At 52.8% G+C, this 13,252-nt stretch carries 11 protein-coding genes and 1 tRNA gene; 2 read left to right on the top strand and 10 right to left on the bottom strand.

The annotated features are described in order from the left end of the window. Window positions 1-21: 21 nt before the first annotated feature. Together R5L00_RS08950 and R5L00_RS08945 are read right to left on the bottom strand one after the other, a co-directional pair. On the bottom strand, window positions 22-1,080 hold the full coding sequence (locus R5L00_RS08950; RefSeq protein WP_317650952.1) for an SDR family oxidoreductase: 1,059 nt from the start codon (window positions 1,078-1,080) through the stop codon (window positions 22-24). A 15-nt stretch (window positions 1,081-1,095) separates the two neighbouring features. Continuing rightward, window positions 1,096-2,376 carry a nucleotide sugar dehydrogenase gene (locus R5L00_RS08945; protein WP_107694013.1) on the bottom strand — a complete coding sequence of 427 codons (1,281 nt, stop codon included), beginning with the start codon at window positions 2,374-2,376 and terminating at the stop codon, window positions 1,096-1,098. 547 nt (window positions 2,377-2,923) lie between these two features. Here R5L00_RS08945 and prsT point away from each other — a divergent pair. Beyond that, window positions 2,924-5,722 (top strand): XrtA/PEP-CTERM system TPR-repeat protein PrsT, encoded by a 2,799-nt coding sequence (prsT, locus tag R5L00_RS08940; protein ID WP_317650942.1) that lies wholly within the window; start codon window positions 2,924-2,926, stop codon window positions 5,720-5,722. 145 nt (window positions 5,723-5,867) lie between these two features. Here the strand turns inward: prsT and R5L00_RS08935 are convergent, their stop codons facing one another. The 6 genes from R5L00_RS08935 to R5L00_RS08910 all read right to left on the bottom strand — a co-directional run bounded on the left by R5L00_RS08935 (window position 5,868) and on the right by R5L00_RS08910 (window position 11,314). Continuing rightward, window positions 5,868-7,004: a fatty acid desaturase gene (locus R5L00_RS08935; protein WP_317650936.1), complete on the bottom strand. Its 1,137-nt coding sequence runs from the start codon at window positions 7,002-7,004 to the stop codon at window positions 5,868-5,870. Between the two features lie 134 nt (window positions 7,005-7,138). Continuing rightward, the gene (rfbC, locus tag R5L00_RS08930) at window positions 7,139-7,690 is read right to left on the bottom strand and encodes a dTDP-4-dehydrorhamnose 3,5-epimerase (protein WP_317650930.1); all 552 of its coding nucleotides are present in this window, start codon (window positions 7,688-7,690) and stop codon (window positions 7,139-7,141) included. Next, window positions 7,687-8,574: a glucose-1-phosphate thymidylyltransferase RfbA gene (gene rfbA / locus R5L00_RS08925; RefSeq protein WP_317650925.1), complete on the bottom strand. Its 888-nt coding sequence runs from the start codon at window positions 8,572-8,574 to the stop codon at window positions 7,687-7,689. Before rfbA ends, rfbC begins: the two co-directional genes overlap by 4 nt. Next, window positions 8,571-9,482 (bottom strand): dTDP-4-dehydrorhamnose reductase, encoded by a 912-nt coding sequence (gene rfbD, locus R5L00_RS08920; RefSeq protein WP_317650923.1) that lies wholly within the window; start codon window positions 9,480-9,482, stop codon window positions 8,571-8,573. The genes rfbA and rfbD overlap by 4 nt, the downstream gene beginning before the upstream one ends. Continuing rightward, complete coding sequence (gene rfbB / locus R5L00_RS08915; RefSeq protein ID WP_317650922.1) at window positions 9,460-10,542, bottom strand: dTDP-glucose 4,6-dehydratase; 1,083 nt, start codon at window positions 10,540-10,542, stop codon at window positions 9,460-9,462. The genes rfbD and rfbB overlap by 23 nt, the downstream gene beginning before the upstream one ends. 40 nt (window positions 10,543-10,582) lie before the next feature. After that, on the bottom strand, window positions 10,583-11,314 hold the full coding sequence (locus R5L00_RS08910; RefSeq protein ID WP_317650920.1) for a pseudouridine synthase: 732 nt from the start codon (window positions 11,312-11,314) through the stop codon (window positions 10,583-10,585). A 168-nt stretch (window positions 11,315-11,482) separates the two neighbouring features. Between R5L00_RS08910 and R5L00_RS08905 the strand changes: the two genes are divergently transcribed. Continuing rightward, window positions 11,483-11,559, top strand: a tRNA-Val gene (locus tag R5L00_RS08905). A gap of 326 nt (window positions 11,560-11,885) precedes the next feature. Here the strand turns inward: R5L00_RS08905 and R5L00_RS08900 are convergent. Both R5L00_RS08900 and R5L00_RS08895 read right to left on the bottom strand, forming a co-directional pair. After that, window positions 11,886-12,437: an FxDxF family PEP-CTERM protein gene (locus R5L00_RS08900; protein WP_317650919.1), complete on the bottom strand. Its 552-nt coding sequence runs from the start codon at window positions 12,435-12,437 to the stop codon at window positions 11,886-11,888. Between the two features lie 156 nt (window positions 12,438-12,593). Next, window positions 12,594-13,154, bottom strand: coding sequence for an FxDxF family PEP-CTERM protein (locus tag R5L00_RS08895; protein WP_107694003.1), 561 nt, complete (start codon window positions 13,152-13,154; stop codon window positions 12,594-12,596). Window positions 13,155-13,252 lie beyond the last annotated feature (98 nt).

Genomic DNA, 13,252 nt, shown 5'->3' with positions numbered 1-13,252 from the left:
TATCAGGGTCGTACGGTCGTATCAGGCCGTTTTTCCCGGTTTTTCTTTTTCAGGCTCAAGATGAGAAAGATACCATTCCATTGCCTGCTCAAGCCCTTGGTCAATACGATGAGTCGGCTCGAAGCCCAGCATTCCGCGAGCCTTGGAAATATCAGCCTGGGAATGCCGGACGTCCCCCTCCCGAAAATCGACGTACTGCGGCTTGTGGTTAACCAGATCGGGAAACTTGTCTAAAAGCAAATCACGGATCATGCCGTAGAGTTGATTCAGGCTCGTGCGTTCATTGAGCGCGACATTGTAGATCTGATTAACCGCTTCGCGATTTTCCGCCAAAGCTGCAAGGAGATTGGCCTGAACGACATTTTCTATGTAACAGAAATCCCTGCTGGTTTCACCATCCCCGTTTATGAATACCGACTGGTTGCGCACGAGCGCAGCGATCCAGCGGGGTATCACTGCCGCATAGGCCCCATCCGGATCCTGACGAGGACCGAAGACATTGAAATATCGCAAGCCGACCGACTCGACGTCGTAGCACCGTCCAAATACCTCGGCATAGAGTTCGTTGACGTACTTGGTTACGGCATATGGCGAGAGTGGCCGGCCGATAACCGACTCCACCTTGGGTAAACCGGGATGATCGCCGTAAGTGGAACTGGATGCCGCATATATGAAGCGCTGTACGGGAGCGTCCCGCGCCGCCACTAATAAGTTCAGGAAACCGGAAATGTTGCTGTCGTTGGTTCGTATCGGGTCTTGTATCGATCGTGGAACGGAACCGAGAGCGGCCTGGTGTAATACATACTCCACACCGTTGCATGCCTGCCGGCAAGTTTCCAGCTCGCAAATATCCCCCTCAATGAAGCTGAAATTGGACCAGGCCGCATCCCCAACCGCTTCCTTTACCTGCCCCAGGTTGTGCCTGTGCCCGGTTGAAAAATTATCGAGACCTGTCACTTTCTGGTTTAGCTTGAGTAAGGCCTCCAGCAGATTTGAGCCGATAAAACCGGCGACTCCCGTGACAAGCCAGTGGTATTGGCGTGTTAGCAGGTGCTTCAGAGTGTGTTGGTATCCGGTCATATCAGTGCGCGATTATCACAATCTCCAGACATTCAAGCCGGCCGCGCGAAGCGCCTTGGAGTCAAACTGAGATTTCACATCGATAAAGCAGCCTTTGCCAGTGACCTTGGCCTGAAAGTCGCTGAGGGGCCTTTCCACGAATTGCTGGTGCGGGACAGCGACAATGATCGCATCTGAACAAGGAAGGCTTTCCCAGGACTCAAGCTCCACGCCGTACTCATGGCGAGCCTCTTCAGGGCTTGCCACAGGGTCATGAACATGAATGTCGATGCCGTAGGACTTGAGCTCGTTGATCAGGTCAGCGACCTTGGAGTTTCTCAGATCAGGACAATTTTCCTTGAAAGACAGCCCTAGCACATTCACACGGGCACCCTTGACATTCACATCAGCCTTTATGATGTGTTTTATTGTTTGCTCCGCCACAAACTTCGCCATGCTGTCGTTGATACGGCGGCCAGCCAGGATGACTTGCGGTATGTAGCCGATCATCTCGGCCTTGTGGGTAAGGTAGTACGGATCTACGCCAATACAGTGCCCCCCGACCAGGCCTGGCCGAAAGGGAAGAAAGTTCCACTTCGTGCCGGCGGCCTGCAGGACCTCCAGCGTGTCAATTCCCAGCTTATCGAAAATAATCGCCAATTCGTTCATCAATGCGATATTAAGGTCTCGTTGAGTGTTTTCGATCACCTTTGCGGCTTCAGCGACTTTAATACTCGATGCGCGGTGGACTCCCGCGGTAATTACGCTTTCGTATAGCACGGCGATCTTCTCCAGCGTATCTTCATCGTCGCCCGACACAACCTTGAGGATGCGGGTAAGCGTATGCTGCTTGTCGCCCGGGTTGATCCGTTCAGGGGAAAACCCGACGTGGAAATCCGTTTTCCATTTCATGCCCGAATATTTCTCAAGCACCGGAATGCAGATTTCCTCGGTTGCTCCAGGGTAAACCGTGGATTCGTAAATCACGATCGCCCCTCGTTTCATATTTTTTCCCACAGCTTCGCTGGCACCCACCAGCGGCGAAAAATCGGGTTGATGAGCGAGATCTACAGGCGTTGGAACAGCAACAACAATGTAATCGGCGCCAGATAACTCAGCCGGGTCGCTGGTTACAACAAGTTCCCGCGCGGCTCGGAAATCATCGGAGGACACTTCTCCAGTAGCGTCTATGTATCGTTTGTAACTTTCGACCTTGGTTCGCGAAAGGTCGTAACCTATGGTCTGCCGTTTCTTACCAAATTCGACCGCGAGCGGTAAACCAACATACCCTAGGCCAACTACAGCGACTACACTCATACTTATCCTCTTCGTTTAGAATTAATGGCACGTCAATTCCGGCGCACCGGTATCATCAGCCAGAATTCTTGCAAAAAATACTGTACCAAAGGGCAGTTCCCGTACAGTTTGTGTCAGCATATCATACCGAGTAATGAATGCGAGATGGAGTAGCGCGCAAAACCACGTAAGTTACGGTAGCGCCTGTGATCCAGCCGACATCGAGATCAGGAACAAGAAGGCCGAGGTCGAACCGGCCCACCTATATTCCTTCAATGCCTTGATTGCTTGGAAAAACATGGATATAGTAAAGCACTGCCCACTCTCCGCCCTGCCGCGTCATTATAGGCAGCGAGACGATTTTTGCCATCACTACGCTTTACTGCCGAGGGCTGTCACACATCAGCCGGAATTGAACGATAACGGTATGGTGTCGCTCGCCGTTATCGGGAGAAAGCAACCCGTTGTATCCAGTTTCCTAGTACTCCGGACGAGCTATTGAAAACCTGCGCTTATCTGTCCGGGTGGTCTTTTAAAAGTAACCGCTAATACAGAGAAGAGGATTTGAATGCGTAACTCAAGCAGGGCTGGCGCGAAAAGTAAAAATCTGGCGGGACTCATGATCTCCGCCGTTCTGCTTACCGGTAGCATAGCAGGCTGCGGAAAATCGGAAGATCCCCAAACTTTGGTCGCGGATGCAAAGCGCTACCAGGAAAAAGGGGACAATTCAGCTGCTATCATCCAGCTTAAAAACGCTCTGCAAAAAAACCCGGACGATCCGGAGACGCGTTACCTCCTGGGTACGATCTATCGCAAGACGGGTGATCTGCAATCGGCGGAAAAGGAACTTCGCAGGGCTTTGAACCTTGGGATTGACCCTGCGAGGGTTGTTCCTGACCTGGGGAAAACCCTTTTGGAGCTGGGCCAGTTTCAACAGGTACTTGATGAGACGAAATCCCTTTCTGAAACGAGGACTTCTGCGGAAATATTAACGTTGAGAGGGCGAGCTTCACTCGCGCTTGGCAAGGGTGAAGACGCGAGGGAGCTGTTCAGGCGGGCGCTCGAGGGTAATCCTGATTTTTCGGACGCCCTGGTGGGTTTGGCCCAATACTCGCTTTCGAAGCAGGATCTCGACGCGGCAACTCAATATTCTGAACAAGCTGTGAACGCCGACCCGAAAAATGCCGATGCCTGGCTTTTCAAGGGTGACCTGCTCCGCGCCGTGGGGAAAGTTGACCCGGCCCTGGCAGCGTACGACCAGGTTGTCAAACTAAAGCCGAATAATGCTCAGGCTTTTTTGAACAGGGCATTTATTGAGACCAGCACGGAAAAGTTCGAGGGAGCAAAAGCCGATATCGAAGCTGCCCGTAAAATTGCACCCGGCAGTCCGCTGGTCCTCTATGCCCAGGCGCTGCTCGATTTTACCCAGGGCAACCACGCGGCCGCATGGGAATCGCTGCAACAGATACTCAGCAAAGCGCCTGGGCACATGCCTACCGTATTGCTTGCTGGAGCCACGCAACTCGCCATGGGCTCATTGCCGCAAGCGGAACAGTATTTGAAACAATACCTGGAGAAGGACCCCAGAAATCTATACGCGCGCAAGCTCCTGGCTACCGCATTGCTGAAAAACCGCGATACGCAGCGAGCCCTCTCTCTCCTGACCCCGGCACTCAGAGATGGGGTGGACCAGGATCCTCAGCTATTTGCCCTGGCAGGGGAAGCTTATATGCAGGCCAAGGAGTTTTCCAAAGCAACCGAGTATTTTGAGAAAGCAGTCAGGATCGCTCCCAAGAGCGCGATGCTTCATACCGCGCTGAGTTCGAGCAAGATGAGTCAGGGAGATAACGCGCGCGCCATAGCTGAACTGGAAATGGCCACCAAGCTCGACCCAAAATCATCTCAGGCTGGCATCCTCCTCGTGATGACCCATCTCCGTCTTAAAGAGCCCGAGAAAGCGCTTCAGGCAGTAACAACGCTTGAGAAAGAGCATCCGGATAACCCAGTGGTCCAAAACATTAAAGGGGGTATCTACCTGAGCAGGAATGATCCCGGTAACGCCCGCTCCAGTTTCGAAAAAGCCCTTTCGCTGCAGCCAACATACTTCCCGGCGGCAGCCAATCTTGCCCAGCTTGATCTGCGGGACGATAAACCCGATGCGGCGAAAAAACGCTTTGAAGCCATACTTGCCAAGGACAAGAAAAATATACAGGCCATGGCTGCGCTTTCCGCGATCGCATTGAACCAAGGCCAGACAAAAGAAGCGACTTCGTGGCTGGAACGGGCCGTCCAGAATAATCCTGATGTGCTTGAGCCTTCCCTGCTGCTGGCAGGACATTATCTCCGTGTGGGGGAGAAACAAAAGGCGCTCACCCTTGGCCAGAAGCTTCAGGGCGCCAATCCCAGCAATCCCGAGGTGCTGGATGTGCTGGCGCAGGCGCAATTTGCCAACAACGATAAAGCCGCCGCTTTGGAGACTTATAATCGGCTCGCCGCGATACGGCCGAATTCCCACCTCGTCCAGTTCCGAATCGCGGCGATTCATACCGCGGCGGAGAACTTCCCGGCCGCGGGCGATGCGTTGAAGAAGGCTCGCGCGTTAAAACCGGATTATCTCGACGCGCAACTGGCACAGATGGGGCTTGAAGCCCGCCAGGGGAATACCGAGAAAGCCATTGCAATCTCGCGGCAGATTCAAAAACAGCATCAAAAATCTCCGGTAGGTTACGTCGCGGAAGGTGATCTGCTCATGCAGCAAAAAAATCCCGCATTGGCCGCGAAAGCCTATGAACACGCGTTTGCCATCAGCAAGAACCAGCCTCTGATGCTGAAACTGCACGCATCGCTCAGTCAGGCGGGACGAGGCAAGGAAGCCAACTCCCGATTAATTCAGTGGTTGAAGGAGAACCCTTCCGATGTACCTCTCCGGATGTATCTCGGGGAAGTGTATCTTGCAGATGGTCAAACCAGATCAGCTATAGAGCAATATCAGATTGTACTTCAACAAAATCCGAAGTATATGCCCGCGATGAACAACCTTGCCACCGCATACCAGCAGGAAAAAAACCCTCTGGCCCTGGAATATGCGGAAAAGGCTTATCAGATTGCGCCTGACAACCCCGCCATCATGGATACGCTGGGATGGATACTGATAGAACAGGGGAATACTGGACGAGGGCTCCCGCTCTTGCAAAAGGCAGTTTCCCTCGCGCCTGATGTCGGGGAGATTCGCTATCATTTCGCCGCCGCGCTGGCCAAATCAGGCGATAAGGCGAAAGCACGTAAAGAACTGGAGGCACTGCTGAGCAATGGCAAAAACTTTCCTAGCCGGGAAGAGGCCAGAACGTTGCTTAAAGAGATGCACTGACCGGTTGCCCGACAAGCAAGCCACGTTTAGCGCCAATAGCGCGTTCGATCAAGGCTGAGTCTGCAGCGGGGAAGAGCGGACGCTGTATGTGCCAAGCCGCGCCCAGCCTTTCGGTCGTCCCCTTCGCCTCAGCCGGCCTCGGTCGCTAGCCCACGTTTCGCTGCCGCGTAACGGCTTCTTCCATATCGACCGTGTCAACTGGTGTCGCGACGGCGGTGGGCGCACCAACTGTGCGGCTGGCGGTAGAAGCCTCGCCCCAGATACGCTGCAGCGCATCCCACATCCCTGTCCGAATCGTGCTTAGATACAACCTGTTATCGCTCAACCCATTCGCGAGGCGGCGTTGAGCCTCTCCAAGATTGTGGTAGGGCAGGCTCATGAAAAGGTGATGAGTGGCATGATAGCGCAAGCCCACCGGGGCCCATAAGCCGGTAAGAAAATTGCCCGGAACGTTGATTGAGTCGAGATACTGCTCATGGAACTCCATCGGTTTGTCGCCGGAATTGCGGTAAGCGTGGGCACTCAGCGTACGCAAAGAATTTACGAGAAAGATGAACATTGCAATTACGTACCAAAGGACGAGCGCGTTAAAGGTGAGAACACCCACGGCAATGCACGCAACGGCTGCTGTTACGAACAGGAACGCGCCAAATTCTTGCACCTTCCAGTACTTATCATTGCGAATCGCGTTCTCGGCGCGCTTGTAATTCATATCGATGGTAAGAGAGGAAGCACGCTCCCAAACCAATTTGCGCAATGGCGGAATGAGATAAGACAGCGGAGTCAGTAACAGAAAGCGGATAATGAAGAAGAGCGGCAAAAGAAACGAGAGCATTACGTAACCAATCATGACGATGGGTTTCATTGTTGCAAACGGGACATATTCGCCATCCTCGGCCGTACCATAAACATCGCGCTTGTGGTGGTCGCTGTGAACGCCGTCATAGGTAAAGGAAGGAATCAGTAGCGGTATGCCGCAGATGACATTCCACACCAGGCGGAATAACTTGAATGTGCCTTTTTTAAGATGCGCCAGCTCATGAATGAAAATACCGGCGCGATAAAAAGCGAGCATTGCGACGACCAGGCCGGGAAGCTGCCACAGCGAAAACAGCGGCATGGACAGGATGGAGATAAAAACGATCCAGCCTAACGATATATGAAAGAGAAAATCAGCCCAGTAAATCCATGGGTTTGGCGTCATGAGGTCACGCACGAGGTTATGAGCTTCACGCAAGGGAAACTCAATCCCAGCTGGTGTTTCGCTATCCCGGATGCTCATTTGATGTGGTTCATCGGTTGAATTAAGATTTTATTCCAGTCTGCAATATCAGGCGTACAGCTCGGCTTATCAGTAACGGGCAGCTGGCCTTTTCCGTGGCCCGGTGCCGGACAATCTGAAGCAAAGACCACCCATCAATCGAATAATTCAGCATCCATCAGTTTGGGTGCAATTTTATCTTTTGCCGAAATGATGGGCGGTGCATCGGCTTGAATCGGCCATGAAACAGCTATGGTGGGGTCTTCCCAAAGAAGGCCGCGGTCAAGGTCGGGGAAATAGTACTCTGTCGTTTTATACAGGAAATCGGCGCTGCTGCTCAGTACGTAAAAGCCATGGGCAAAACCTGGCGGCACCCACAACTGACGATAATTGTCTTCAGTCAGTTCCACCCCTACCCACTTGCCAAATGTCGGAGAGGATTTGCGAATATCTACGGCAACGTCGAACACTTCGCCGCGAACGACTCGCACCAGTTTGCCCTGGGGTTGCCCAATCTGATAGTGGAGTCCCCTCAGGACGCCTCTAACCGAGCGGCTATGATTGTCCTGTACGAATTCTACGTTAAGCCCGGTGGCTTGGCTGAAATCTTTGTGATTGAAGCTTTCAAAGAAAAAACCGCGGCTATCACCGAAAACCCTGGGCTCGATTATCAGCACCTCGGAAATGGAGGTAGAAATCACATTCATACAATTATCCGCTCATTAAGTAAGCGCAGCAAATACTGGCCGTAGCCGTTTTTACCCAGCGGCTGAGCCAGTTTCTCAAGCTGCGCGCTACTGATAAAGCCCTGACGATAAGCGATCTCTTCCGGGCAGGCTACTTTAAGACCCTGGCGGTGTTCGATGGTTTCGATGAAATTGCTCGCCTCCATTAAGCTTTCGTGTGTTCCCGTATCCAGCCATGCGTAACCGCGGCCCATAATTTCGACATTGAGCTGCCCTCGTTCCAGGTAAATACGGTTCACATCGGTAATTTCCAGCTCGCCGCGCGCCGAAGGCTTGAGAGTGCATGCGATATCCACCACTTCGTTATCATAGAAGTACAAACCGGTGACTGCGTAGTTGCTCTTGGGATGTGCGGGCTTTTCTTCGAGCGAAGAAACCCGGTTGGCGGCATCAAAAGCGACAACACCATAACGCTCTGGGTCCTGGACATGGTAAGCGAATATGGTTGCGCCCCCCTGCTTTTCCATGGCGCGACGGAGTTGAAGATGCAGATCATGGCCGTAAAAGATGTTATCGCCCAGCACCAGTGCGCTCGGATCCTTTCCAATGAAATTCTTGCCGATAGTAAACGCATGGGCCAATCCATCAGGCCGGGGTTGCACCGCATACTGGAGGTTGAGCCCCCATTCGTTCCCATTTCCCAGCAACTGCTCAAAACGCGGGGTATCCTGCGGGGTGGAAATGATGAGAATGTCGCGTATACCCGCGAGCATAAGGGTGCTCAGCGGGTAGTAGATCATCGGCTTATCATAGATGGGCAGCAATTGCTTCGAGACAGCCTTTGTCACAGGATAGAGCCGCGTGCCCGATCCGCCCGCTAAAATGATTCCCTTACGTTGAGTCATGTTGATCTCTCAAAAATTTCGGTGAGCATGCGTGCCACGCCCGTTTCCCAAGGCGGCAAGCTCAGATCGAAGGTATGACGAAGTTTACCGGTATCCATACGCGAGTTTCGGGGCCGTTTGGCAGGCAGGGAAAATGCGCTGGTTGGCACAGCGACGACGTTCTCTGGCGTAACTTTAAGCACGACTCCCGCGTGACGTGCGTAATCAAGTACGAAGCGCGCGTAACCGTGCCATGAAGTTTCTCCGGCGGCAACGAGGTGATAGATACCCGATACCGCTTCCATAGTCCGCTGTCGCACCGCCGCGCGAATGGCGTGCGCGGTGATGTCCGCCAGCAGATCGGCACCAGTCGGCGCACCGATCTGATCCTCAATAACGGTTAGGCGATCGCGTTCCTGAGCCAGGCGTAACATGGTTTTTGCGAAGTTCCCGCCACGCGCAGCGTAAACCCAACTGGTACGAAAGATAAGGTGGCGGCAACCGGAATCGACAATCGCTTTCTCTGCTTCCAGCTTGGTCAAGCCATATACGTTCAAAGGCCCGGTTGGATCGGTCTCGCGCCAGCGATGAGTTCCATTCCCGTCGAACACGTAATCGCTGGAATAGTGCACCAGCCAGGCGTCGAGTTTGCGCGCCTCTTGGGCCAGCACGGCAGGCCCATGCGCGTTGATGGCGCGCGCTTTCTCACGCTCGCTTTCAGCCTTGTCCACCGCCGTATGAGCGGCAGCATTCACGATCACGTCCGGGGCCACCGCTCTAACCGTGTGAGCAATCCGCTCAGGGTACTCAAAATTGCCGCAAAGTTCGCTGCTACCGGAATGGAGGGCCACCAATTCGCCGAGCGGGGCAAGGCTTCGCTGTAGTTCCCACCCGACTTGCCCGCTTTTACCGAACAACAGAATCTTCATCCACTCGTCCTTGATAATGCGTCGCAACCCAGGCCAGGTATGCCCCGGACTGGACATTTTCGACCCAGGAAGAATTATCCAGATACCACTGAACAGTTTTACGGATACCCGTTTCAAAAGTCTCAACGGGTTTCCAGCCCAGTTCACCCTCGATTTTGCTCGCGTCAATCGCATAGCGGCGGTCGTGTCCGGGGCGATCCGCGACGAAGGTGATCAAACTCCGGTACGATCCGAAGATCTGGGGTCTTAAAGCATCCAGAAGTCCGCAGATACTATTCACGATTTCAAGGTTGGGTTTTTCGTTCCACCCTCCTATGTTGTAGATTTCCCCGGGCACGCCCGCTTCTAACACGCGAGCTATGGCGCTGCAATGATCCTTTACGTATAACCAGTCGCGGATCTGCTGTCCGTCGCCGTACACCGGCAGGGGCTTGCCGGCTAGCGCATTGACGATCATGAGTGGAATGAGTTTTTCCGGGAATTGATATGAACCGTAGTTGTTAGAACAATTTGTAGTAAGTACAGGCAAGCCATACGTATGGTGATATGCGCGCGCGAGATGGTCGCTGGCGGCTTTACTCGCCGAGTAGGGGCTGTTGGGCTGATACTGATGTGTTTCCGTAAAAGCGGCCTCACCCTTTGCTAATGAACCATACACTTCATCCGTCGATACATGAAGAAAACGGAAATCCTGCTTGGGTTTTCCGTCTAATCCGTACCAGTAGAATCGAATGGCTTCGAGGAGTCTGAAAGTTCCGACGATGTTGGTTTGGATGAAGGTTTCCGGACCGTGAATGGATCGATCAACATGGCTCTCGGCCGCAAAATGCACCACGGCGCGCGGTTGGTAGCGTTGAAGCAGTTCACTCACCAAGGCAGAGTTTCCGATATCTCCTCTGATGAAGATGTGTCGCTCATCTTCAGCAAGCGTAGCCAGATTTTCCATGTTGCCGGCGTAACTGAGTACGTCGAGATTGACCACGCCTTCCTCGCATTGTGCTAACCAGTCTAAAACAAAATTTGCACCAATGAACCCAGCACCCCCCGTAACTAAAATCATGTATTACCCCTCAATGAAGAGACCAGTTGACGCATTATGATTAGAACGCTTCATCTCGTCCCAGAAATCGCCATTTCCCTAAGGGCAGTTCACCCAATTTGACATTTCCAATTCGCACCCGCTTTAAACCGGTTACCTTTAGCCCAACCAGCTCACACATGCGGCGAATCTGCCTCTTCTTGCCTTCTCGCAAAATGAATCGCAGTTGGTCTTTATTTTGCCATACCACCCGCGCTTGCTTTAGTACTTCACCGTCCAGGCTCAGACCGTGATTCAATAAAGTAAGCCCCTGCACGGCTAATTTCCCCTCGACACGCACCAGGTATTCCTTCTCAACCTCCGAGCCTTTACCGATCAACTGCTTGGCTATACGGCCGTCCTGGGTAAAGACAAGCAGTCCCGAGGAATCGATATCCAGGCGGCCTGCCGGTGCCAGGCCTCTTAAATGCATGGGATTGAAACGCTGCGGTGCGCGATCCCCCGGGAAGCGGGATCCCTGACTAATCAGACTAATTGCCGGCTGATACCCGGGTTCTGGCTGACCCGATACGTAGCCCACGGGCTTGTTCAGCAGTATTGTGACCTGTTCCAGCTGTTGCGATTGCGCCGCCTTATCGAGTGTTATCTTCTGCAGTGGGCAGATTTTTGTACCTAACTCAGTGATCCGCTCGCCGTCCACGAACACCCATCCCCGTTGAATGTAATTATCTGCTTCTCTGCGGGAACACAGTCCTCGTTGAGACATCAGCTTCGACAGCCGGATTTTTTCCATGTACCTCCGCAAGCTTTTGGATGCCTGGTATTTCCGGCGTTTTCTTCCCGTCGACTTTCATGTCGAAAAGTAGATACGAATCGTCTTACTTCCCGCGATTTTAAGGGATACGGGCATTATAATTTGAACCCTTGCCCAGTTTCAGATAAAATTTGACTTGGTATTTTCAGGCGCGTAGCTCAGCTGGTTAGAGCACCACCTTGACATGGTGGGGGTCGTTGGTTCGAGTCCAATCGCGCCTACCAATATTCTCTGCTTGCGTAAGCTTTCATATTTTAATCGTCTTGCCGCAAAGCCGTCCTACCTGTGTTTAAACAACTCGCTCGCATTGGTCAGCAGCCGCTAATCGAAAAATCGCGAGCATTTGCGGAGCGTTTCTCGCACGTGCTCGTTCGAACCACTTCAGCTTGCACTAGCTATCATGGAAATAAAGAACGATGGCGAAGGCTTTGGGGAATACTGAATTTCGCAAAAGGAAGCGAGGAACAATGGCAATAAAAAACGGCCTCTTTTGGAGGCCGTTTTTTATTGCCCGTGGGGGGAAACAATCTCCCCCCGAGCATGAGTCGAATTACGAGGTCTTGCGGTTGCTTCTGCGCCGAACAACAGCACCCATCAGCCCCAGACCAGCGAGCAACATGGCATAAGTCTCTGGTTCCGGAATGGCGGCAGCCATTGCGCCAGCATAGATTGCTCCGGCCGAACCGTTCGATATCCCAGTAACAGTGATAAAAGACGCGCCGGACAGAGGTTGGTCATAATTTAAGGTAAGAGAGTCACCTGCTCCTGTACCTGCGCTTGATCCCAGCAGCGTATCATCACCCCCACCTACGACTCCGTTAGCCCCGGCCGAAAAAAGAGACAGCCCGGTGAGTATACCGTCGAAGTTTACACCACCTACGGTTAGCGGAACATCTACAACCGAGAAACTCGAAGCAATCGACTGCGAACCGTCAAAAGTGAAGATATCGCTAAAGGCCACGCCGGTTCCTGACACTGTACCGCCAAACGTAGTGGGGTCAGTATTCAATGTACCCAGATCCGTTGTGGCGGCGTTTGCTCCAACGCTCATGCCAGCCAGCATCGCGGCGACGAAGGTTAGCTTCATCGAATTTTTAATCATTTGTTACCTCCATTAATTGTCACACATAACTAACCTAACGCTTTCATAACAGGACGCAACGTTAATAGGATGGGAATAAAAAACGGCCTCTTTTGGACGCCGTTTCCTACCACCCGTGGGGGGAAACAATGCCCCCCCCCCCGAGCATGGCTCGATTTACGAGGTCTTGCGGTTGCTTCTGCGCCGAACAACAGCACCCATCAACCCCAGACCAGCGAGCAACATGGCGTAAGTTTCCGGTTCCGGAATGGCGGCAATTGCGCCGGAATAAATACCGCCGTTACCACCGTCGGTAACCCCGGTAATTTGGATATATGCCGGACCGTTGATGGCTGAGTCGTACGACAACTGAAGCGAATTGTTGCTATTGCTTCCTTGATTCCAGATTGCCGTCCCCAGCATCTGGTCGTCCGAGTTACCCACGATTCCGTCCGCGTTTGACATCAATGTCAACGTGGCCAGCGCGGTGTTCCATTCCCCACCCGAGAAGCTGAGCGGAATATTCACGACGCTGTAACCCGAAGCCGTATTGCCCGACTCCAGAGTAAAAGTGAAGAGATCGTTAATACTTGTACCGGATCCACTAACAACGCCCGAAAACGTTGTGGGTGTACCAAGCGCAACTGTACCAAGATCGGTCGTCGCGGCGTTTGCTCCGACGCTTGCGCCCGCCAGCATCGCGGCAACAGCAGTTAACTTCAAAGAAGTCTTAATCATTTTTTACCTCCTTTATAATTGTCTAAACATTACTACCCTGACACTATCATAAAATACAGCGTCATTAAGATCGCTTGGTTAAGTCAGGTGAGCATAGT

It is taken from the genome of Nitrosospira sp. Is2 (assembly GCF_033095785.1).
Lineage (GTDB): Bacteria > Pseudomonadota > Gammaproteobacteria > Burkholderiales > Nitrosomonadaceae > Nitrosospira.
The sequence above is the reverse complement of the archived record's forward strand: the minus strand, read 5'-3'. Positions and strand labels throughout refer to the sequence as shown.

Coding starts and splice junctions, on each gene's coding strand:
- rfbB (WP_317650922.1), bottom strand. CDS start 10,542: ATGATTTTAGTTACGGGGGGTGCTGGGTTCATTGGTGCAAATTTTGTT.
- R5L00_RS08945 (WP_107694013.1), bottom strand. CDS start 2,376: ATGAGTGTAGTCGCTGTAGTTGGCCTAGGGTATGTTGGTTTACCGCTC.
- prsT (WP_317650942.1), top strand. CDS start 2,924: ATGCGTAACTCAAGCAGGGCTGGCGCGAAAAGTAAAAATCTGGCGGGA.
- rfbD (WP_317650923.1), bottom strand. CDS start 9,482: ATGAAGATTCTGTTGTTCGGTAAAAGCGGGCAAGTCGGGTGGGAACTA.
- rfbA (WP_317650925.1), bottom strand. CDS start 8,574: ATGACTCAACGTAAGGGAATCATTTTAGCGGGCGGATCGGGCACGCGG.
- R5L00_RS08910 (WP_317650920.1), bottom strand. CDS start 11,314: ATGGAAAAAATCCGGCTGTCGAAGCTGATGTCTCAACGAGGACTGTGT.
- R5L00_RS08900 (WP_317650919.1), bottom strand. CDS start 12,437: ATGATTAAAAATTCGATGAAGCTAACCTTCGTCGCCGCGATGCTGGCT.
- rfbC (WP_317650930.1), bottom strand. CDS start 7,690: ATGAATGTGATTTCTACCTCCATTTCCGAGGTGCTGATAATCGAGCCC.
- R5L00_RS08935 (WP_317650936.1), bottom strand. CDS start 7,004: ATGAGCATCCGGGATAGCGAAACACCAGCTGGGATTGAGTTTCCCTTG.
- R5L00_RS08895 (WP_107694003.1), bottom strand. CDS start 13,154: ATGATTAAGACTTCTTTGAAGTTAACTGCTGTTGCCGCGATGCTGGCG.
- R5L00_RS08950 (WP_317650952.1), bottom strand. CDS start 1,080: ATGACCGGATACCAACACACTCTGAAGCACCTGCTAACACGCCAATAC.